Source organism: Flavobacterium araucananum, assembly GCF_002222055.1.
In the GTDB taxonomy this organism is placed as follows: domain Bacteria; phylum Bacteroidota; class Bacteroidia; order Flavobacteriales; family Flavobacteriaceae; genus Flavobacterium; species Flavobacterium araucananum.
In genome coordinates, this window is record NZ_MUGS01000003.1 from 12,854 (window position 1) to 33,897 (window position 21,044).

20 protein-coding genes are annotated in these 21,044 nt (G+C 34.6%); 7 read left to right on the forward strand and 13 right to left on the reverse strand.

Going from position 1 to position 21,044, the window contains the following annotated elements:
* Window positions 1–223: 223 nt before the first annotated feature.
* The 12 genes from B0A64_RS02445 to B0A64_RS02500 form a co-directional block, all read right to left on the reverse strand.
* Window positions 224–1,624, reverse strand: a complete 1,401-nt coding sequence (locus B0A64_RS02445; protein ID WP_089477961.1) for a DUF2252 domain-containing protein — start codon at window positions 1,622–1,624, stop codon at window positions 224–226.
* A gap of 11 nt (window positions 1,625–1,635) precedes the next feature.
* The gene (locus B0A64_RS02450) at window positions 1,636–2,409 is read right to left on the reverse strand and encodes a DUF2490 domain-containing protein (RefSeq protein WP_109746149.1); all 774 of its coding nucleotides are present in this window, start codon (window positions 2,407–2,409) and stop codon (window positions 1,636–1,638) included.
* A gap of 44 nt (window positions 2,410–2,453) precedes the next feature.
* On the reverse strand, window positions 2,454–3,926 hold the full coding sequence (locus B0A64_RS02455; protein ID WP_089477962.1) for a DUF1254 domain-containing protein: 1,473 nt from the start codon (window positions 3,924–3,926) through the stop codon (window positions 2,454–2,456).
* 30 nt (window positions 3,927–3,956) lie between these two features.
* The gene (locus tag B0A64_RS02460; protein WP_089477963.1) at window positions 3,957–5,408 is read right to left on the reverse strand and encodes a DUF1254 domain-containing protein; all 1,452 of its coding nucleotides are present in this window, start codon (window positions 5,406–5,408) and stop codon (window positions 3,957–3,959) included.
* Window positions 5,409–5,447: 39 nt separating this feature from the next.
* Entirely contained in the window at window positions 5,448–6,275 is an 828-nt protein-coding gene (locus B0A64_RS02465; RefSeq protein WP_089477999.1) for a hypothetical protein, read from the reverse strand.
* 104 nt (window positions 6,276–6,379) lie between these two features.
* A complete protein-coding gene (locus B0A64_RS02470) occupies window positions 6,380–7,396 on the reverse strand; it encodes an HAD family hydrolase (RefSeq protein ID WP_089477964.1) in 1,017 nt (338 codons plus the stop codon).
* Between the two features lie 63 nt (window positions 7,397–7,459).
* Window positions 7,460–9,118, reverse strand: coding sequence for an arylsulfatase (locus B0A64_RS02475; RefSeq protein WP_089477965.1), 1,659 nt, complete (start codon window positions 9,116–9,118; stop codon window positions 7,460–7,462).
* Window positions 9,119–9,575: 457 nt separating this feature from the next.
* Window positions 9,576–11,006 carry a pyruvate kinase gene (pyk, locus tag B0A64_RS02480; RefSeq protein ID WP_089477966.1) on the reverse strand — a complete coding sequence of 477 codons (1,431 nt, stop codon included), beginning with the start codon at window positions 11,004–11,006 and terminating at the stop codon, window positions 9,576–9,578.
* Between the two features lie 5 nt (window positions 11,007–11,011).
* Window positions 11,012–11,500, reverse strand: coding sequence for an IPExxxVDY family protein (locus B0A64_RS02485; RefSeq protein ID WP_089477967.1), 489 nt, complete (start codon window positions 11,498–11,500; stop codon window positions 11,012–11,014).
* Window positions 11,501–11,625: 125 nt separating this feature from the next.
* Entirely contained in the window at window positions 11,626–12,366 is a 741-nt protein-coding gene (gene rnc, locus B0A64_RS02490; RefSeq protein WP_089477968.1) for a ribonuclease III, read from the reverse strand.
* Between the two features lie 9 nt (window positions 12,367–12,375).
* Window positions 12,376–13,629, reverse strand: coding sequence for a beta-ketoacyl-ACP synthase II (gene fabF, locus B0A64_RS02495; RefSeq protein ID WP_089477969.1), 1,254 nt, complete (start codon window positions 13,627–13,629; stop codon window positions 12,376–12,378).
* 180 nt (window positions 13,630–13,809) lie between these two features.
* A complete protein-coding gene (locus B0A64_RS02500) occupies window positions 13,810–14,046 on the reverse strand; it encodes an acyl carrier protein (protein WP_007137004.1) in 237 nt (78 codons plus the stop codon).
* Window positions 14,047–14,221: 175 nt separating this feature from the next.
* Here B0A64_RS02500 and purN point away from each other — a divergent pair, with 175 nt between their 5' ends.
* Both purN and rnhA read left to right on the forward strand, forming a co-directional pair.
* Complete coding sequence (gene purN, locus B0A64_RS02505) at window positions 14,222–14,785, forward strand: phosphoribosylglycinamide formyltransferase (protein WP_089477970.1); 564 nt, start codon at window positions 14,222–14,224, stop codon at window positions 14,783–14,785.
* A gap of 135 nt (window positions 14,786–14,920) precedes the next feature.
* The gene (gene rnhA / locus B0A64_RS02510) at window positions 14,921–15,397 is read left to right on the forward strand and encodes a ribonuclease HI (RefSeq protein WP_089477971.1); all 477 of its coding nucleotides are present in this window, start codon (window positions 14,921–14,923) and stop codon (window positions 15,395–15,397) included.
* Between the two features lie 67 nt (window positions 15,398–15,464).
* Here the strand turns inward: rnhA and B0A64_RS02515 are convergent, their stop codons facing one another.
* A complete protein-coding gene (locus tag B0A64_RS02515; RefSeq protein ID WP_089477972.1) occupies window positions 15,465–15,812 on the reverse strand; it encodes a DUF6249 domain-containing protein in 348 nt (115 codons plus the stop codon).
* Window positions 15,813–16,114: 302 nt separating this feature from the next.
* Here B0A64_RS02515 and B0A64_RS02520 point away from each other — a divergent pair, with 302 nt between their 5' ends.
* The 5 genes from B0A64_RS02520 to B0A64_RS02535 all read left to right on the forward strand — a co-directional run bounded on the left by B0A64_RS02520 (window position 16,115) and on the right by B0A64_RS02535 (window position 20,634).
* Window positions 16,115–16,702, forward strand: coding sequence for an RNA polymerase sigma factor (locus tag B0A64_RS02520; protein ID WP_089477973.1), 588 nt, complete (start codon window positions 16,115–16,117; stop codon window positions 16,700–16,702).
* Window positions 16,686–17,081 (forward strand): hypothetical protein, encoded by a 396-nt coding sequence (locus tag B0A64_RS02525; RefSeq protein ID WP_089477974.1) that lies wholly within the window; start codon window positions 16,686–16,688, stop codon window positions 17,079–17,081. The genes B0A64_RS02520 and B0A64_RS02525 overlap by 17 nt, the downstream gene beginning before the upstream one ends.
* Window positions 17,082–17,335: 254 nt before the next feature.
* The gene (locus B0A64_RS25055) at window positions 17,336–17,503 is read left to right on the forward strand and encodes a hypothetical protein (protein WP_165769743.1); all 168 of its coding nucleotides are present in this window, start codon (window positions 17,336–17,338) and stop codon (window positions 17,501–17,503) included.
* A 225-nt stretch (window positions 17,504–17,728) separates the two neighbouring features.
* Complete coding sequence (locus B0A64_RS02530) at window positions 17,729–18,652, forward strand: PfkB family carbohydrate kinase (RefSeq protein ID WP_089477975.1); 924 nt, start codon at window positions 17,729–17,731, stop codon at window positions 18,650–18,652.
* An 83-nt stretch (window positions 18,653–18,735) separates the two neighbouring features.
* Window positions 18,736–20,634, forward strand: a complete 1,899-nt coding sequence (locus B0A64_RS02535; protein ID WP_089478000.1) for an amidophosphoribosyltransferase — start codon at window positions 18,736–18,738, stop codon at window positions 20,632–20,634.
* Window positions 20,635–21,044: the final 410 nt, after the last annotated feature.

Here is a 21,044-nt window from a genome sequence, read left to right on the forward strand (position 1 = left end):
AATTCTTACTTATTTACTCAGAGCACATTCTTTAGGATTAAAAAAAAATCTACTGTAAGCGTTTTAATGTTTGTTTTTCTTGCACAACAACATAACTATCCTGACCCTCGATAGTAGAAAACTGTTCCGGAAACATTGTTTGCTGTGATTGCTAACATCACAAAGCCCATCAAAAACAAAAACTTTTTACTCATAAATTCTATTTTTATTAATTAATAAAAGGTCAGATTTCTGTAGAAATTGGCAATCTTCCCTCTTTTATCGCTTCTAGCATTTTATCATAATCTGAATCGTTTTGATTGGCATACGCAATAGAGAATTTCGAGATTGCATTGGCAAACTCATTACTTTTTCCCATATAGCCCGATAATACTGAGGGATCTCCTGTACGCGCATGTGCTCTGGCAAGTGCCCATCCGCAAGCTTTAGCATAATCATTAATGTTTTTGGATTTCATAATTTCAAGAACCGGTTTTACTTTGGCATCCCGAAGCTGACGGATATAAAAAAACTTATCGTTGTCGTCATTTGTCCATCCTAAAAACATATCCGAAGCAGATTGCATTAACCTCTGCCCCCGCACAATTCGCTCGCCCTGATGTGAGTATTTGCCTTTGGCTTTTACATTTGCTTCAAGCACGCTTTTTCTTGCTTCTTTAAACTGTAAAAAAATAGGTTCTCCCGTAGCCGACATTAATAAACTAATTCCGCAAAGGGTTCCGACACTTCCTACGCCTACCACCTTGATCGCCAGATCATGCAAACTGTACCTGCTTAACAATACTTTTTTTTCATCAGACAATGTTTTTAGATAGCGCTTGTGTATGGTTTCGGCTTCAAGCAAAATTCGTTTTCCCTCTTCTCCTGTTGGATGAAATATCAATGGCGGATCATCTTTTATTCTAGCCTGTGATCCCTCCTGATACGTCATCTTTGCAAATTCTTTTTCGTGTGCCGTATATTCAGCTGCTTTCTTAATTCGTTTTTTCTGAAATGATTTTATCTCTTCGTCTCCCCCTTTTTCTATAAGTTCTGCGAGATCAATATGAGCATACCAAATTTGAAGTGCAGATAGTTTACTGTATTCCAGCATGTGTCTTTTGTAACTATCGGCAACATTCCAGGCAAATTCTTTGCAGGTTTTGTTTGAAAATTTTCTCCATCTTCCCGCAATTACAAAACTTGCGGCAAGTCTTTTTAAATCCCACTCCCAAGGTCCGGGAAATGTTTCATCAAAATCATTAATATCAAAAACCAACTTACGTTCCGGAGTAGCAAATCCGCCAAAATTCATTAAGTGACAATCGCCACAAAGCTGAAGATCAATTCCTGTATTTGGTGTTTGGGCTAAATCGGCAGCCATAATTGCAGCAGCTCCTCTAAAAAATGCAAATGGCGACTCCATCATTCGACTGTATCGAATAGGAAGCAAATTTTCTATTCTTCCAATACTTGTCTCTATTAAAATTTCTACCGGATCTTTCCGATCTTCCGCAGGGTTCCACTCCTGATGAACAGAGCGTGGCGTAACTTTTCTAATCGCAACTCCCTCATCAAAGCGCTGTGTCTTTGATACTGCCGGATCAAATCTGTTTTCGCTCATTTCTTTGAATTCGTCAGTCATCTCTTTTAATTTTATTTTCTTTTAAAAGGCAAATCTGTCGTAAGGGTAATCCGGAACGTATGATTCATTCTGCTAAAACCACTTTCTGTATCCGGTGATTTCCAGAAAATCTGATTCATATACCCTAATTCCAATCGTATTTCTCGACGTTTATCAAGACTATAAGCAGTTCCTGCATACAATCTGTTTTGATCGAAATAATTTTCGTTTCCACTGGCCGCATTGGTTCTTATATGAACTTCATCATAAAAAACAGCTGCCCATCTTTCTTTAAACCATAATTGATATCGAATTTGGTATCTAAATGTGTTTTCGAATTTGTAATAATCAAAATGATTGCCTGCGCTATAGGGGTAATCTTTTCTACCCAACCAGCGTTGCTCCATTCTAAAACGTTGTGACCAAACTTCGTTTCCTTCTTTTTTGACAATACGCCAAATAAATTGTTCATAAATTCTGTAATCAGGATTATTGTAGGGTAATGAAATCTCATCATAAGGCAAATCCCATTGATAAGCAATACCTGCTCCTAGCCGATTTCCGTTTTTAAGATAATAATTGGCTCCTGCTCTATAAAAAGATCCCTGAAGTTCTGATACAAAATCATTTCCTTTTGAATATCCTTCTAATAACAACCCCCATCTTCCGTCTTCTTTAAAAGGCAAATACATTTCATATCCTACCCAGGCCGCAACATTTTGAGCCATTTTTTGAGCATTTATTTTTTCGCTACAACAAAGAGTCAATACAATTAAAATAAACAGGGTTTTATAAATATTCTTCATGGGATCAATCAGATTAATTATTTAAATGAACTCTGGAATAGCTTTTATTTCAATTCTTTAATATCATCCATTTTCCAGCTTTTATCAAAATAAGCTTCTGTTGGTCCGTAAAAACGCATATAAGTAAACCAATGTTTTCCGGGTAAAGTTTGTACCCAGTTTTTCTCTTTTCCGGCAGGCGCTTTTGGTCCAAAATACAAGTCAACAGATCCATCAGCATTTTTTATAAGATCCTTACGGGAAGATAAATCGGCATTTTGTTGCGGATTATCTATCAAACAACGTGTTGTCGAATCATAAATCGTAATTGACCAGAAATTAACTGCCGGAGGATTTGCCGGAACATTTAGTGTATAATTTTTAGCTCCGTCTAACCAATTTCCGTTATTATCAAAATAAGAACCTAAATAAGCCTGACCTACATTTGGTATCTTGGTAATCATGGCTTTTGAGTACGTAACGGCTTCGTAGAAATAAGACGTTCTCTCAAAAAATTCATCATAATTATCGGCATGCTGAGACGGATCTTTTATAATCATTACATAATCCCATTTTTTATCTGGCCAGTGTTTTACATCCTTAAAACGTTTATTAAAAGAATTTGCCATTGCCATTTGTTGTCCTTTTGTAGCAGCTGCAATCAAAATTTTCTTTTGACGTTCATTTGGAGCAAAAGGTTTTCCTTTTTCTATTCCCAAGTTTCTAAGCCAAGCCATAAAAAAGCGATCACGATCTTGTACAGGTTCATTTTGTAAAATAGCATGAAGGCGTTCCCAATAAGCAATCCCGGAAGGCTGAATTCCTAACCATTTTTTCCCCGCTGGTGGTCTAACTATGTTTGTAGGTGTAGGATTAGCGCGTTTATCATAAGGATAAATTTTTACTTGTTTTACTAATGTTTCTGTAACTTTTGGATCAGGATCTAAAGCTCTAAAACCAAAAAACATATTTACCGTATTACAAGGAACTATAAAATATCCTGCTGGTTTAAAGTCTTTCATTGTTGGAGGTACTAAAATATATTTACCTCCTTTTCCTTTATCGGGGCCCATTTCTCCAATTACAGCTTGTTCTCGTTGCCAAAAATCTGCTAATCCTCCTGCAGTATGTCCGGATGGCATTTCGATGACTGTTGGTCCGTTTGCAACAAGATCTATAAATGTCATGATATAAGGAGTTGTAGCATTTGCTGTAAGTATTCCTAATCGATCATTATATGAATTGTAAAGTACAAGATCATTGCTTGTTGCTTTAAAATTTTTGTAATGTTGTTGTTGCCATTCGGCGAAAGCCACAATTGGTAATCCCCATAAATAAGTTTGAGTTGCTTGTTGAAAATCCATTTCGTCAAACAATGCCGGAATAGATTCTTTAGAAGGCAGTTCTCCATCGAGTTTTACTTCAGTTCCTGATTTCGAAACTGATACTGATTCAACATTTTCTATTGTCTTTTTTTCACATCCAGCATTTAATATCAATAAGACAAAAGATATAATAAATAGTGATTTCTTTTTCATAATTTTTATTTTTTGCAAAAGGGTTAAACTTTACTTTACTTCCTCAACATCTCCCATTTTCCATGTTTTATCAAAAAATCCTTTTTCAGGACCGTAGAAACGAGCCAGTAATTCAAATTTTCTTTTTGAATTTGTCGGAACCCAATTCGATTCTTTACCCGCAGGAGCTTTGGCGCCAAAGTAGATATCTACCGAACCATCACTGTTTTTTTTAAGTCCGGGCGATGTAGAAGCTCGGCTAAAATATTTAGTCCCTAAAATTAAAGCATGCGTTTCACGATCGTAGGCTGTTACAGACCAATATAATTTTACGGGAACTTTGGGAGGCAAATGCAGTTTGTATAATTTTGAACCTTCCAGCGGCTGATTTTCCTTATCTCTTGGACTCATTAAATAATACTGCCCCGCTCCTATATGTTTTGCACTGAAATAAGCAATTGAATAACTTACCGCTCTTTCATCAACAGGATACATATTAGGTATCTCATAGTTTGCCATAATTGATTTGGCAAAATCAGGAAATGCAGGCAATGACCAGTGCGTGCCTTCATAAAAAGGCTGTGCAAAAATCCTTTCATATTTTTTATCAATCCAACTGTGCGCATCTTTGATTGCTGCATTAAGAATTTCTTTTCTTCGGGTATCAGCCTGAAAAGTTTTTCCTTTTTCAATTCCAATAGATTTTAACTGATCGATCATAATCAAATCTCTTGTTAACCATGGTTCTCTTTGAATAAACTGATTCAAAACTTCAAAAAAGTGAAAATCGTACGGAATTATATTCCCAAACGGAACATCAATTAAATCAACAAAGGTTGTTGCCGGTGGATTATCAGCCTTAGAAAGTGGATAAATTTTTACTTTCTTTCCGTAATCAACTGCTCTTTTAAGATCATTTAGACTTCCGTCCGTTAGATTTGAACGAAGGATTGCATAACCTGTATAAGTAGATGATGGCATTGGAATGTAACCTATCGGAATTGCTTCTTTATAATTCGGTGGCAAAATAAGGTATCTACCCCCTTTTCCTTTATCTAAGCCTGCAGGACCAATATCTTCTATAGCGGTTTGCCAACTATCATCTAAACTACCAGTAAGCGAAGAACTACCTTCGACTTGCGGAATTTCTAAAACAACCGGACCTTGTCTTGTATCATAAAAAGGATTAATATAAATAACATCCGGATTAGGCGTCAAAGTCTGATTTTTCGAGCTAATCAATTTAGACCAATAAATAATCTGGTTATAATCTCCTCTTACTTTTATAAGACTTTCATGCATTAATTCTGAATTTACAGCAGGCATTCCCCAAATAACAGCTTGAATTGCTCTATTGTAAATTAATTGTTCTTCAAAATTTACAGGTTTAAATACTGTTGTCTTTGTAGTATCTGTAACGGCTATTGTTTCATTTTTTGTTGTTGAATTGGTGCATGACACCAAACAACTCATTATTGCAATTGATAAAATTTTTGATTTCATGTCTTGTTTTTTGATAATGAGTGAAACTTAGAAGTAATTTTATGACCCCGGAAACACAAATGCTATTACGGCTCTTAATCCCCAATCGGGTCTACTCTCGTGTGGGCCTACAATTGGTATTAAAGGCATAACAGCAAACTGAACGACCTGATCGCCTAATTTTGTAACGGCTCCTATCGATGGATTTAAAGAAATCATCGTTGTATTTGCTTCCCAGTTTTGGGTAATTTCAGCATTAACTCCTAGACTGGCGCCGCTTTTATAACTATGCGAAATAAAGATCTGGGTATAAAAACTATTAAAATCAGATCGGTCTTCGTTTCCGGCTACAGACCAGATTTGGTTGGCCAAGAAACCAACCGAAAGTCCTTTGCCCTGATGCATTACCAAAACACTGGGTCCTACTCCAAATTTTTCTGTTCCTAAAAATTTATCTGTAGCGGTTGGAATTAAAAGGGCAGGCCCAAATCCAAAAATAATTCCTTTGGTTTTGGGTGCAAAAAAAGCCGTTACGGTTGCATCGCTCAGACCAAACTGATGCGTATTTTCGCCTGTAATATCTCGTTGGTCTACAACGGGAAGAATGTAACGTGTAATTAAGTTTAGATTATCACTTAACTTAAACGGAATTACAGGTTGTATGTTTATGGTATATTTTGAGCCATTATAAGGACCAATACCATAACTAAGATTGTTTTGCAAAGGCACACTTATAAGACTGGCTACGGGGTTTGCCAATTTGTCTGCAAGTTCCTGAGCACTGCCTCCTGCTTTTGATTCTTCCTGAGCAAATAGTCCAAAATTTAAGAGAAAAAAGACGGTACTAAACAACAATTTCAGGGCAAGATAAGACCTTGTACGTTTCATAATTATTTCATTTAAAAGATTATTTTTAATCATTTTTAAAATCAAAACAAAACAACTTTCAACTTCTAAAAGTTGTTTCATTTTAGATTCTAACTAAATTCAAATTATTTATCTGCAAAGACTTTTTTCCAGTCGTCTTTGATGCTTACTACATGCCACTTGTTGTTTGCGGCGGTGTTTAGGGATAGGTTATCTTTTTCCTGATAACTATATTCTCTGATCGAATCGTTGTGATTGACTAGCAATTGAAAGGATGGGTATTTATTTCCTGACGCATATTTAAGCATGGCAATATCTCCTGCTCCGCCTTCGTTACCGCACGCAAAAACAGGTCTTTGCCCAATGTGCAATTGTATCCCTACAGGTTTTTCTTCTTTGTCATTAAAGTGATCTAAAGCAGGCTGTCTTTGAATAGCATTTTTTGCATCATCAAATTTATATTTAAACGAAGTTCCAACGACCTGATCTTTTGGTATTCCATAAAAATCAGACGATATTGCACGAATTAATTCAATAGTGCCTCCGGTTACAATAAAAGTTTTGAATCCGTTTGCCCGTAAATAGTTTAGTAATTCTAATTGTGGTTGGTATCTGATTTGTTTTAAAGGAACTTTTTTTCCGGGATATTGGGCTCCGGCAAAAAATTCTTTAGCCGAAGCTTCAAATTCATCTTCGGTCATGCCGGTATGAGTCGCGGCAATCAAATCGATAAGGGCTTTATCTCCTCCTTTTTCAAAAAATGTTTTGTCTTTTTCGACTACAGCCTTAAAAGGTTGTTTTTTTGCCAATTCAGGTTTTGCTTCTACCATTTTCTTAACGCGATAAAAGGCAAATAATTCCTGAACGTATGGCTTTTCAGCCCAAAGCGTTCCGTCGTTATCAAAGGTGGCTATTCTATTTTCAATTGGAATAAAATCCGGACTTCCTTCTTTAGTGACTTTGGTAACATAAGCGATAATATCTTTCTTTAATGTCCCATCGTTCCAGCTTGGCAACGGATCGCTGCTTGTTGCTACTGTTGCAGTACTATCTTTAGAGGTAGTTGCAGTAACTGTATCTGTCTTTTTGCACGACCCCAATAATAATAAAAACAGGGGTAATATATATATGTTTTTATACATGATATTGATTTTTTAAATCAATAGAGCCTGAATTATGGGGAACTCAAGCTCTATTGTGATATACTATTTTTTCTTTGGAGCTTGTCCTTCTACAGCTTTAATCTCTCTTTTAAACTTAATTGCATCTAATGTTTCTTCCATAATTGTAGCAGGAGAGAAACTTGGTGGTATCGCTCTTGGAGGATACTCTTTAAAAGTTTCAGCAAATTCTGCTACCTCTGCAATAAACTCATATCCATAATAAACATGGTTTAGAATCCAGTCCCAATAGGTATTTGAAGTAATATCTGCTCTTTCGAAAGGGTCCTGATATAAATTATACATTTTTTGCAAGCGTAATTTAGTAAACGGTTCTCCCCAAAGTGCTAATGTTCCCGGAGAACGTTGTTCTGCAAAAACTGACTTGTAATCTCCTAATCGCATTGCTACAAGTAAGCCATCATCATCAGAATAAAAGAATTTGGTTCTGGCACTATTTGGACTTTTCCCTTCCAGATAGGCTGATTGATCATATCCGTCTAAATGTACTTTATAGTTTATGCCATTGGCTTTATATCCTGTCAATAATTTTTTTACTAAGTCTGGTTCTCCTGCAATTGCTGATAATGTTGGCATCCAATCCAGGTGCGACATTAACTGATCACTAATTTGTCCCGGTTTAATAACTCCCGGCCAACGAACTAAACAAGGAACACGGAAAGCTCCTTCCCAGTTGGTATCTTTCTCTGAACGAAATGGAGTCATTGCTGCATCTGGCCAACTGTTCATGTGGGGACCATTATCAGAGGAATAAACTACTATTGTATTATCAGCAATTCCTAAATCATCTAATGCTTTTAAAAGTTCACCAACAGTAAAATCATGTTCAATCATACCGTCGATATACTCACTGTCTCCATGTTTGTATTTGCCTCTGTGCTCTGGTCTTACGTGAGTACGTAAATGCATGCGGGTTGCATTGTACCAAACAAAGAAAGGTTTGCCCGCAGATGTTTGTCTTTTAATATAATCGATAGCTGCCGCAGATGTTTCATCATCTATAGTTTCCATTCTTTTTTTAGTAAGAGGTCCTGTATCTTCGATTCTTTGTTTTCCTACTTTTCCAAAACGAGGATCAACCGTTGCATCATCTGTACTTGTTGCTGTACATTTTAAAACACCACGAGGTCCAAATTTATTAAAGAAAGAAGGATCTTTAGGATAATCTGCCAATTCTGGTTCTTCTGATGCATTTAAGTGATACAGACTTCCAAAATATTCGTCAAATCCATTTACAGTTGGTAAGTTCTCGTTACGATCTCCCACGTGGTTTTTACCAAATTGCCCGGTAGCGTAACCCAGATTTTTCATCACACCGCCAATAGAAGGATCTAATTGGTTCATACCCATAGGAGCTCCGGGATATCCAACTTTGGTTAAACCGGTACGAATACCCTGCTGTCCTGTTAATAAAGCTGCACGGCCGGCAGTACAACTTTGCTCCCCATAATAATGTAAAAAACGAATTCCTTCGTTACCAATACGATCAATATTGGGTGTTGTATACCCCATAAGTCCATCACTATAAGCACTAATGTTACTTATACCAATATCGTCACCCCAAATTATAAGAACATTTGGCTTTTTTGCATTCTGTGCATGTCCTTCAAATATTGAAAAACACGCTAATGCAAAAAGCATTATAGAATTTCTACATCCAATTTTAAGTCTACTTTGTTTCATGGTACAAAAATTTGTTAGTAATTTTTTTTATTAATTATTATCAAATATAGGAAAAATACTACTTGATGTGATTTGTTGAGGAGTGTTAAATATTTTTTGTTTCAGTTTTTCAAATTTTTAGAGGGGGGAATTTGAAACAAGAATTTTCTTAACTTTTATTTAACTGTCTCAAAATTAACTAATAAAAAACTGAACAAGTCTATTTATACGGCTTGACATTGTTTCATTTTATAAAATGAAACAATAAAAATGTTTTATTTTGCTCCCTTATGTTTCATCTTATAAAATGGAACATGGAATAATTGCAGAATGAAGAATATTGATCTGAATTTTATTTAAATTAATGAAGAAGTCTCTGAGGTGCATTTTAATTTAAATAACAAAAAAACGGGTACGTTTATAACAAAAAAAAGTCATCAGCAATGCTGATGACTTTTTTATATAATTTAAAAATAGACTATTCTATTTCAGAAACTCTCATGGTATTTACCATTCCTTTGTCTTTTATTGGCATTGCAGCAAGATTAATCAAATAATCACCTTTTACAGCATATCCTTTTTGAACAGCGATTTCGTTAACATCAGTTACAGTATCATCTGTACTTTCATCTTTATCATAGAAGTATGATTTAACTCCCCATAATAAATTTAATTGTGTTAAGATTCTTCTGTTTGAAGTAAATACTAAGATATGTGCTGATGGTCTCCAAGCCGAAATTTGAAAAGCGGTATAACCACTATTTGTTAAGGTACAAATGGCTTTAGCTTTAATTTCATTTGCTAATAAAGCTGCCTGATGACAAACTGTTTTAGTAACAAAACGTTTTGTTTTAATTTGTGGTGTATTTTGTGGAACCTGAATTAGCGGAGAATCCTCAACAGCTTCACAAATTTGTGTCATTTTTTGAATTACCTGCACCGGATAATTTCCAGTTGCAGTTTCTCCAGACAACATTACAGCATCAGCTCCATCCATTACAGAGTTTGCAACGTCATTTACTTCGGCTCTTGTTGGTGTTAAACTTGTAATCATTGTTTCCATCATTTGTGTAGCAACGATAACAGGAATTCTTGCAATTTTAGCTCTACGGATCAAATCTTTTTGAACTAATGGTACTTCGTGTGCAGGAAGTTCAACTCCTAAATCTCCACGGGCAACCATCAAAGCGTCGCAATATGCTATAATTTTATCCATGTTCTCAAGAGCTTCCGGCATTTCGATTTTAGCAACAATAGGAATTTTATATTCTGAATGTTTAGCAATCAATTCTTGTAAATCTTGTAAATCACGTGGTGTTTTTACAAACGAAAGTGCGATCCAGTCTACTTTTTGTTCGATCGCAAAAATAGCATCTGCAATATCTTTTTCAGTTAAAGCCGGTAAAGAAATTTTAGTGTTTGGAAGATTAACTCCTTTTTTAGATTTTAATTCTCCACCCTGAATTACTTTAGCAACAACTTCTGTCTTTTTATCAGTAGAAATAATTTCAAAAATCAATTTACCATCATCAAGCAAAATACGCTCTCCCGGATTAACATCATTTGGGAAATTTTGGTATTTCATGAACACTTTTTGAGCTGTTCCTAAAATATCTTCTGCGGTCGTAAAAGTGATTAAATCACCATCATGAACAACAGTTCCTTCTTCCATCACACCAACTCTAAGTTTTGGTCCTTGCAAATCTCCAAGGATTGCTGTAGTATAACCAAATTCTTCGTTAAGACCTCTAATAATACCGATCTTCTCTTTTACTCCTTCGTAATCAGCGTGCGAAAAATTAACTCTAAATACATTAACCCCTGCATCGATCATATCCTTGATAATCTCTCTTGTACCACATGCAGGACCAAGTGTAGCTACAATTTTGGTTTTTTTGTTTGTTAACATTTTTTTTAAAAAATTAGATTGTTTTTTGATTTTATTTTATCAGTATCTACAGCATAAATAGCTGCAATACTCTCGATGGTATTTAATTGTTGTTGAATTTCTGAAAAATCAAGAGCCTCTTCGCTATTCTCTATTTTCAGGAAAAAATCTACTTTTTTGAATTCAGGAAGTAAATGAATTGTTGTTGAAACCTCACTTGTTTCATTGGAAAACAAATCTTGAGAATCATTTCTACTCACTGAAATAATCTCATTCTTATTCTGAATCAAATTCCATGAAACTGCTTTTTCGGCATCATAATAATAAAATCTCGAGAAATTTGCCTCGCCTTCTTTTGTTTGAGCATGGATCTCGTTCTTGCTCTTACTTAAGTTTATCGGAAGGTTTTTATTGATAAAATAGGCCAATCTGTAATCTTCCAATGAAGTATGGATTGCCATTAAATAATAATCAATTTCGTCAAATTCGTCTAAATCCAATCTATGAATAGCCATGTCATGAAAAATCAAGGTGTAAATATACTATTTCTAGCGGAGCTTAAATAGTTAAGATGTGCTTGTTTTTATTAATTTATAAACGAAAACGTTATAGCTTTAAGATAGTTACAGCAAATTTGTAGCTATTTCTTGTCTATTTTTTCCTGAAATGCAAAATAAGCTCTTTGTGAAGCTTTCTCTTCTGCTTTCTTTTTTGAAGTTGCTCGCGCTCTTGCGATGACTTTATCGTCTATACTTAATTTTACGCCAAATAAGCGCTGTCCGTCAATACCGTTATCTTCAAAGATATCATAATGAAAGATCCTCTTTTCTTTCTGACACCATTCGATAACCAAACTTTTATAGCTAATTACTTTGCCTTCAAGTCGTGCAATATCAACATAAGGGGCAACTACTCTTTTTTGAATAAATTTTTCGCAAAATGAATAGCCTTTGTCCAAATAAATTGCTCCTACAAGTGATTCGAAAATATTACCATGAATATTTTCTCCAAAATGCTGAATAGGCACTTTGCTTTCTACAAACCGAACTAAGTTTAAATCTTTACCTAATTCATTCAGGTGTTCGCGACTTACAATCTTTGATCGCATTTTGGTCAAATAACCTTCGTCGCCATTTGGTGCTTTATTAAATAAATGTGCTGCAATTACGGCACTTAACATAGCATCTCCTAAAAACTCTAATCGTTCATAATTTATTGGATGTCCTGATTCATCAAGTTTATTCGAAGATCTGTGCGTAAACGCTTTCTTATAAAAATCGATTTTAGCAGGCTGAAAACCAAGTATTTTCTGAATAGTGTCAAAAAAAATCCCGTCTTCTAGAGAACGGGATTTAGAAAATATTTTTTTGATAATATTCATAAGCAGAAATTAATCAACTAATTTTTTAAACAATACACATGCATTGTGTCCACCAAACCCAAAAGTGTTACTCATCGCAACATTTACTTCTCTTTTTTGAGGTTTGTTTAAAGTAAGATTCAATGACGGATCAATGTTTTCGTCAACAACTGTATGATTAATCGTTGGAGGAATAATCCCGTGTTGCATTGCTAAAATCGAAGCAATTGCCTCGATCGCTCCTGCAGCACCAAGTAAGTGTCCTGTCATTGATTTTGTTGAGTTGATATTGATGTTTTTTGCATGTTCACCAAAGACCGCACTAATGGCTTTCAATTCGGCTACATCTCCTAACGGGGTAGAAGTTCCGTGTGTATTGATATGATCAATATCTTCCGGCTTCATTCCTGCATCTCTCAATGTATTTTTCATTACTGCAATAACTCCAATTCCTTCCGGATGTGGCGCAGTTAAATGGTACGCATCAGATGACATTCCGCCACCACCAACTTCGCAATAAATTTTTGCGCCTCTGGCTTTAGCATGTTCGTATTCTTCAAGAACCAAAGCTCCTGCTCCTTCTCCTAAAACGAAACCATCTCTGGTTGCATCAAAAGGTCTTGAAGCTGTTTCAGGGCTATCATTTCTTGTCGATAAAGCGTGCATAGAGTTAAAACCTCCCATACCCGCAATAGTAATTGCTGCTTCTGACCCTCCTGATACTATAACATCACACATTCCTAAACGAATGTAGTTGAAAGCATCAATTAATGCATTTGCAGAAGAAGCACATGCAGAAACAGTAGTATAATTTGGACCCATATAACCATTACGCATCGAGATGTGTGCTGGTGCAATATCGGCAATCATTTTAGGAATAAAAAACGGATTGAATTTAGGAGTTCCGTCCCCTTTTGCATAGTAAATTACTTCTTCCTGAAAAGTTTCTAAACCACCAATTCCTGCTCCCCAGATAACACCAACTCTTGTTTTATCAATATTATCATTAGTTAGTCCGGCATCTTTAATAGCTTCATCACTTGCAGCAACAGCGTATTGAGCGAATTTATCTAATCTTCGAGATTCCTTGCGATCCATGTAATCTTCAATGTTGAAGTTTTTTACTTCACAGGCAAATTTCGTTTTATGCTTCTCTGTATCATAATACGTGATAGGAGCAGCTCCGCTAACCCCATTCACAAGTGCCTCCCAATAATCCTGGATATTATTCCCGATAGGAGTAAGAGCACCTAATCCTGTTACAACAACTCGCTTTAACGTCATAAATATGTGTTTTGTACTTTAAACAAATAAAACCCACGCTTTCTTAACTGTATTGTTTACTTAAGAGCCATGGGCATTACAATATAAATATATCTTTTTGATTGAAAATCAATCGAAATTTAAATTTTAAAAAAATAATAACACCCGACTTATAGAATATAAAAATCGGGTGCAGTATTATTATTTTTTAGCTTCCTCGATATAAGAAATAGCTTGACCAACAGTAGCAATGTTTTCTGCTTGATCGTCTGGAATTTGAATATCAAATTCTTTTTCGAATTCCATAATAAGCTCAACAGTGTCTAATGAGTCAGCTCCCAAATCATTAGTGAAGCTTGCTTCTGTTACAACTTCGTTTTCGTCAACACCTAATTTGTCTACGATAATCGCTTTTACTCTTGATGCAATGTCTGACATAATCTTTAATTTTAGAATTTAATTTGTTGGCAAAAATAAAAAACTTTATTTTAAAACCACGATTTAGTTTATAAATGTAACACTAATTTATAAAATTAATTTCAAGAAAGCCCTTTTAATACTATTTATTTTCGATTTTTATTCCGTTTTTTGCATTCTAAAATTAAAAGAGTTTATGAAAAAAATTATTGTTTTTGCCTCAGGATCAGGAACTAATGCCGAAAATATCATAAAACATTTTGCAAAAACTAAAATTGCAAAGGTTGTTTCTGTTTTTACAAATAATGCTGCAGCAAAAGTTATAGAAAGAGCAAAAAATCATCAAATTCCAACTGAAATCTTCTCAAAAAGCGAACTTTTAGAGCGTAACATCTTACAAAAAATACAAGAAATCGACCCGGATCTGATCGTTCTTGCGGGTTTTTTATTGAAGTTCCCCGATCATATAATAGAGAAATATCCTAACAAAATAATCAACATTCATCCGGCACTTTTACCTAATTACGGAGGAAAGGGAATGTACGGAATGCACATACACAGAGCTGTAGTTGACAATAAAGAAAAAGAAACCGGAATTTCAATTCATTTTGTAAATGAAAATTATGATGAAGGCGGAATTATTTTTCAGAAAAATGTAGCCCTTACAGAGACTGATACACCCGAAACAGTAGCCGAAAAAATTCATGAACTGGAACAAAAGTACTTTCCTGAAATTATCTCGAGACTACTGGAAGAATAGATTAGTTAGATTGTTAGACTTCTTAGACTTCTTAGAGCGTTAGATTATTAATCAAACCTTTATCGAGTTCAAAAAAGTCTGACAGCCAAAAATCTAAGAAGTCTAAAATCTAATATCTAAGAAGTCTAAAAAAAAATGAATCACGAAGTACATATATATACTGATGGGGCTGCAAAAGGAAACCCCGGAAACGGAGGCTATGGCGTAGTAATGGAATTGGTTGGAACACCACATAAAAAAGAATTTTATGAAGGTTTTCGATTAACGACTAATAATAGAATGGAGCTTTTGGCGGTAATTGTAGGTCTTGAAAAACTAAAAAACCCAAACATGAAGGTTTTAGTCGTTTCAGACTCTAAGTACGTTATTGATTCTGTTGTAAAAAAATGGGTTTTTGGCTGGGAGAAAAAAAACTATACCGGTAAAAAAAATCCTGATTTGTGGAAACGTTTTTTAATTATTTATCGCAAACATCAAGTCGATTTTAAATGGATTAAAGGACACAATAATCACCCTCAAAATGAGCGTTGCGACGAACTGGCTGTTATGGCATCTTTGCAAAAAAATCTTTCTGTAGATGTTTATTACGAAACTATAGGATCAAAATCATAAAAAAACGCGTCAGAAACAATTGCTCCTGACGCGTTATAACCGTTATTGCGGTACTAACTTAAACGATTTACTCCTTGTCTAAGTCTTTGGCTTTGCTGAATCCTGCAAGTAAACCAACTCCTGCCATAATAAAAATAATGGATGGGTATACTGCTGAATCTGCCAGTGAAGTATAAGTTGTAATAAGCAAGGCAACAAAAATTCCAACTCCGCTACCTATTAATACAAAGGCAAGATTTAAAACAAAAATTTTCCAGGCAGGGACACCTTTGCCATTTCCTTTTAAAAAGATACTGGCATCGACGCCTTTCTCTATAAGTGCTAAACGCTCTCTGTTTCTTGTTGAGTAAATAAGATAAACAATCCCGAAGATCATTAAGAAAAGACTAATTGGTATTAAAATTTCTGATTCCATAATTTTTATGTTTTTATAATTGATTGATACCCATATGACGACATCTTTTAAATTCAGGTTACAGTTTTTTTTAAATAAATTCTAACTTTTAAATCCCAAATCCCAAAACTAGCTGATTATGAGTTAATTTTGAATCAATAAATTATTTTACAAAGCACTAAATCTTTATCAAAGATCACACTCAATCACTATCTTCAAAATTGGAATTTTAAATATTATAGTTAGAATATGGGATTTGAAAAATTTAAAATTTATTTCTCCTTTCTTGTAACCTAAATAAACGAACTGTCGTCTTATGTAATATGAGTACTTTAAATGATCAACATTATATAGATAAAATTATACAGGGTGAAACCAATGCTTTTGCCGTGTTGGTTGATCGTTATAAAAATATGATTTTTACATTGGCACTTAAAATGATCAAAAACAGGGAAGAAGCTGAAGAGGTTGCACAAGACACTTTTATCAAGGCTTATAATTCTTTAAACAAATTTAAAGGTGATTCTAAATTTTCGACCTGGATTTATAAAGTAGCCTATAATACGTGTCTGGATCGTTTAAAGAAAAACAAAAAAGAAGATAACAATATATCTATAGATGAATTTTCGGCACATTTGATCAAAACGATGGATAATGCCTTAAGTGCTCTTGAAGATAAAGAGCGAAGGCAAACCATTCAGAATTGTTTGAATTTATTACCGAGTGAAGAGAATTTCCTGCTAACTTTATTTTATTTTGAAGATCAGAGTTTAGAGGAAATAGGAAAAATCATGAGCATTAATGCTAATAATGTAAAAGTAAAATTATTTAGAAGCCGACAAAAATTAGCCGTAATTTTGAAAAAGCAATTAGAACCAGAAATAATAGAGTGTTATGAAAGAGAGCGATAAAAATATAGAAAACCTTATTGACAAAATGATGCGCGAAAACACTTTAGAATCGCCATCTATAGATTTTACATCAAAAATAATGTCTCAGGTTATAGTGGCCGAAAAAAGCAAAATCATAACTTACAAACCTTTGATTTCTAAAACAATCTGGGCATTTATTGGCATTTGCTTACTTGCTTTGATCGCGTATTCTTTTTATTCTAACAACGATACTTCTAATTTTAAAGTAGCCCAATTATATTCAGATAAAGTTTCCGGTCTGTTTTCAGGAATTCACTTTTCTAAAAATGTACTGTATGCGCTCTTGATCGTGCCGGTTATGGTTTTAGTGCAGATTGGAGTTTTGAAAAATTATTTTGATAAGAAATATGAGTTGTAGAATTTATTAAAAACAACCCGTTGGGTGTAATTACTTCGTCTGTTCGCTTCGCTTGGGTCAAAAAATATATATTTAACACATAGAAACATAGATTTTTTTAGCTAAAAGGAATGCCAAAAGAAATACATTTCTTTCACATAGCCAGGCTATGTGCATTTTAAACAAGTGAAACGTCGTTTTTAAAGATCCAAAAGCTATGTTTCTATGTGTTAAAATTAATTACACCCAACGGGTTAAAAACAATATGTTTGAATATGCCGAAGAAGGAAAAAAAAATATACAATAAATTATCTAAGCAAGATTTCCTAAAATGGATAGAAATTGCTGAAAAATCACCAACAATGTCTTTAGAAAAGTTTAATGAAAAATGGGAAGAGAAAAAGCTAGAGATTTACAAAAGTATTGATCCAGGATTTATTTAAACAAATCTAACTAAAATCCTCAGCACTTTTTTCAAAAAAAACTCTTGTTATTTAAATCGGAAAAACATATTTTAAGCACTCACAACAATCAAATACAAATCATTCATTTACAATAGTTTTAACCCCGAAATCGATATTCTTTTTTTATGAAAATTTTGAGAACCTAAACCGTTGCAATATTGTAACTTATGAAGTATCTTTGCACCCTAATTCGAAATTCATAAAATGAATAAATTATTGATTGTTGGAACGGTTGCTTTCGATGCTATCGAAACTCCTTTCGGAAAAACAGATAAAATATTAGGTGGTGCTGCAACATACATTGGTTTATCAGCGTCATTTTTTAACTTACAATCGGCCATTGTTTCTGTAGTTGGCGACGATTTTCCTCAAGAACATTTAGATCTTTTAACTTCAAAAAATATTGATATTTCTGGTATCGAAATTGTAAAAGGCGGAAAAACCTTTTTTTGGAGCGGTTTATACCACAACGATCTAAACTCCAGAGACACATTAGTAACTGAGTTGAATGTTTTGGCTGATTTTCAACCAAAAGTTCCTCAAAACTATAAAGATGCTGATGTTGTAATGTTAGGAAACTTACATCCTTTAGTACAAAGCAGTGTTTTAGATCAAATGGAGAAAAAACCAAAATTAGTAGTTTTAGATACTATGAACTTTTGGATGGACTGCGCTTTACCGGAATTACTTGACGTAATTAAACGTGTAGACGTGATCACAATCAATGATGAAGAAGCAAGACAGCTTTCGGGAGAATATTCATTAGTAAAAGCGGCTAACAAAATCCAGGAATTGGGACCAAAATATGTGGTAATCAAAAAAGGAGAACACGGAGCACTTTTATTCCATAACAGAGAAGTATTCTTTGCACCGGCATTACCACTAGAAGATGTTTATGACCCTACAGGAGCAGGAGACACTTTTGCAGGTGGTTTTTCGGGATTTATTGCACAGAGCGAAAACATTTCGTTTGGCAATATGAAAAATGCAATTATTTACGGATCTAATTTAGCTTCATTTTGTGTAGAGAAATTTGGAACCGAAAGGATGGAAACCTTAAGCAAAGCAGAAGTAGCGATTCGATTACAACAGTTTAAATCGTTAACTCAGTTTGACATAGAAATATAATGCCCCGAAGCCTCGATAAAACGGGGCTTTTTTATTACGTCTTTACGCACAACTTACAACAACAACACAAAATACAAAACACAATGAGCGACGCTTTAAAACACGAATGTGGTATAGCCTTAGTTAGACTTCTTAAACCGCTTGAATATTACAAAGAAAAATACGGAACTGCTTTTTACGGGATACAAAAAATGTATCTAATGATGGAGAAGCAGCACAACCGCGGACAGGACGGAGCCGGTTTTGCAAGCATCAAATTAGATGTTGAACCAGGCGAACGTTATATCAGCAGAGTTCGTTCGAACCACGCACAACCTATACAAGATGTTTTTAAACAAATCAACGAGCGTATCAACGAAGAGATGACCTCTCATCCTGAATATGCAAATGATGTTACCAAACAAAAAGCAAACATACCTTATATAGGAGAGTTATTTTTGGGACATGTTCGTTACGGGACTTTCGGAAAAAACAGTATCGAAAGTGTACACCCTTTTTTACGTCAAAGCAACTGGATGCACCGTAATCTAATTTTGGCAGGAAACTTTAACATGACAAATGTTAAAGAGCTTTTCGAAAATTTAGTAGAGCTTGGACAACATCCTAAAGAAATGGCCGACACTGTGACGGTTATGGAAAAAATAGGTCATTTTCTGGACAAAGAAGTAATGGCATTGTATCAGGACTGCAAAGAAGAAGGCTATTCTAAAAGAGAAGCTTCGCCGGTAATTGCAGACCGATTGGATATCGCAAAAATATTAACCCGTTCTGCCAAAAATCTTGATGGAGGGTATGCTATGGCAGGATTGTTAGGTCATGGTGATGCTTTTGTCTTTAGAGATCCTGCAGGAATTCGTCCGGCATATTTTTATCAGGATGACGAAGTTGTCGTTGTAGCTTCAGAAAGACCCGTTATTCAAACTGTGTTTAATGTACCTTTTGAAAGTGTTCAGGAAATTGAACCAGGAAACGCATTAATCATCAAAAAAAGCGGAAAGGTTACAATGGAGCAAATCCTGGAACCAACTGTTAAGAAAGCCTGTTCGTTTGAAAGAATCTATTTTTCAAGAGGGAGCGATGCCGAAATATATCAGGAACGTAAAAATTTAGGAAAATTAATTTTACCTGCGGTTCTTGAATCTATTGACAGCGATACAGACAATACTGTTTTTTCTTATATCCCGAATACGGCAGAAACATCCTTTTACGGTTTAGTCGAAGCTGCTCAGGATTTCCTGAACCAAAGAAAAAACAATTATATTTTGGCCAACAGAAATACTCTTAATGCCGAAACGCTGCAAGAATTGTTATCTGTAAAAATACGTACCGAGAAAGTCGCTATTAAAGATGCTAAACTTAGAACCTTTATTACTGAGGATAGTAGCCGTGACGATCTGGTTGCTCACGTTTATGATGTAACTTACGGGGTAATTAAACCAACAGATAATCTGGTTATTATAGACGATAGTATTGTTCGTGGTACAACGCTTAAAATGAGCATTATTAAAATGATGGATCGTTTAAAACCTAAACGTATCGTAATCGTTTCATCGGCACCACAGATTCGTTATCCTGATTGTTACGGAATCGATATGGCAAAGCTTGAAGGTCTTGTGGCCTTTAGAGCAGCTTTGGCTTTATTAAAAGAAAGAAACTTATATCATATCGTAGATGAAGTTTATGCAAAATGTAAAGCACAGGAAAACTACGTAGACAGCGATGTGGTAAATTATGTTACTGCCATTTACGATCCGTTTACTCCTGAAGAAGTATCTGCGAAAATTGCCGAAATGTTGAGCTCTCCGGAAATAAATGCCGAAGTAAAAATTATTTTCCAAAAAGTAGAAGATTTGCATATTGCCTGTCCGAAAAATCTTGGTGATTGGTACTTTACCGGAGACTACCCTACACCGGGTGGAAACCGTGTTGTAAACAGGGCTTTCATGAATTTTTATGAAGGAAAAGATGCAAGAGCATATTAATAAAATACTAACAAAAGGTTAATTTGTGCATTTCATCGGTTTTTTTTGCCGTTCATCCTATATGTTTGGTAAAAATGAAAAGCTACAATACTTTTGAAATACCATAACATTAGTAGGTTAAGTTTATGGTAGATTTGGGGCAAAAAGGGTGGAAGCAATTCCACCTTTTTTATTGGAATAAATTCAACTATTTCTAAAGTAGGATTTTACATTCACTTAATCGGATATATTTGCTTTTCGTCTAGAAAGTTTTTTTCATAGAAATAGCTATCATACATTTACTAAACCATAACATTAGTAGGTTAAGTTTATGGTAGATTTGGGGCAAAAAAGGTGGAAGAAATTCCGCCTTTTTTATTTTTATTTTTTTTAGAGAAAAGAAGAAAGAGAAAAGAAGAAAGAGAATAGAA

What these genes read in the sequence shown, in the direction of transcription:
- B0A64_RS02530 (WP_089477975.1), top strand. Translation starts at nt 17,729, where the DNA reads ATGAATAAATTATTGATTGTTGGAACGGTTGCTTTCGATGCTATCGAA.
- B0A64_RS02520 (WP_089477973.1), top strand. Translation starts at nt 16,115, where the DNA reads ATGAGTACTTTAAATGATCAACATTATATAGATAAAATTATACAGGGT.
- B0A64_RS02460 (WP_089477963.1), bottom strand. Translation starts at nt 5,408, where the DNA reads ATGAAATCAAAAATTTTATCAATTGCAATAATGAGTTGTTTGGTGTCA.
- B0A64_RS02450 (WP_109746149.1), bottom strand. Translation starts at nt 2,409, where the DNA reads ATGAAGAATATTTATAAAACCCTGTTTATTTTAATTGTATTGACTCTT.
- purN (WP_089477970.1), top strand. Translation starts at nt 14,222, where the DNA reads ATGAAAAAAATTATTGTTTTTGCCTCAGGATCAGGAACTAATGCCGAA.
- rnc (WP_089477968.1), bottom strand. Translation starts at nt 12,366, where the DNA reads ATGAATATTATCAAAAAAATATTTTCTAAATCCCGTTCTCTAGAAGAC.
- B0A64_RS02465 (WP_089477999.1), bottom strand. Translation starts at nt 6,275, where the DNA reads ATGAAACGTACAAGGTCTTATCTTGCCCTGAAATTGTTGTTTAGTACC.
- B0A64_RS02445 (WP_089477961.1), bottom strand. Translation starts at nt 1,624, where the DNA reads ATGACTGACGAATTCAAAGAAATGAGCGAAAACAGATTTGATCCGGCA.
- rnhA (WP_089477971.1), top strand. Translation starts at nt 14,921, where the DNA reads ATGAATCACGAAGTACATATATATACTGATGGGGCTGCAAAAGGAAAC.
- B0A64_RS02500 (WP_007137004.1), bottom strand. Translation starts at nt 14,046, where the DNA reads ATGTCAGACATTGCATCAAGAGTAAAAGCGATTATCGTAGACAAATTA.
- fabF (WP_089477969.1), bottom strand. Translation starts at nt 13,629, where the DNA reads ATGACGTTAAAGCGAGTTGTTGTAACAGGATTAGGTGCTCTTACTCCT.
- B0A64_RS02475 (WP_089477965.1), bottom strand. Translation starts at nt 9,118, where the DNA reads ATGAAACAAAGTAGACTTAAAATTGGATGTAGAAATTCTATAATGCTT.
- pyk (WP_089477966.1), bottom strand. Translation starts at nt 11,006, where the DNA reads ATGTTAACAAACAAAAAAACCAAAATTGTAGCTACACTTGGTCCTGCA.
- B0A64_RS25055 (WP_165769743.1), top strand. Translation starts at nt 17,336, where the DNA reads ATGCCGAAGAAGGAAAAAAAAATATACAATAAATTATCTAAGCAAGAT.
- B0A64_RS02525 (WP_089477974.1), top strand. Translation starts at nt 16,686, where the DNA reads ATGAAAGAGAGCGATAAAAATATAGAAAACCTTATTGACAAAATGATG.
- B0A64_RS02470 (WP_089477964.1), bottom strand. Translation starts at nt 7,396, where the DNA reads ATGTATAAAAACATATATATATTACCCCTGTTTTTATTATTATTGGGG.
- B0A64_RS02485 (WP_089477967.1), bottom strand. Translation starts at nt 11,500, where the DNA reads ATGGCTATTCATAGATTGGATTTAGACGAATTTGACGAAATTGATTAT.
- B0A64_RS02455 (WP_089477962.1), bottom strand. Translation starts at nt 3,926, where the DNA reads ATGAAAAAGAAATCACTATTTATTATATCTTTTGTCTTATTGATATTA.
- B0A64_RS02535 (WP_089478000.1), top strand. Translation starts at nt 18,736, where the DNA reads ATGAGCGACGCTTTAAAACACGAATGTGGTATAGCCTTAGTTAGACTT.
- B0A64_RS02515 (WP_089477972.1), bottom strand. Translation starts at nt 15,812, where the DNA reads ATGGAATCAGAAATTTTAATACCAATTAGTCTTTTCTTAATGATCTTC.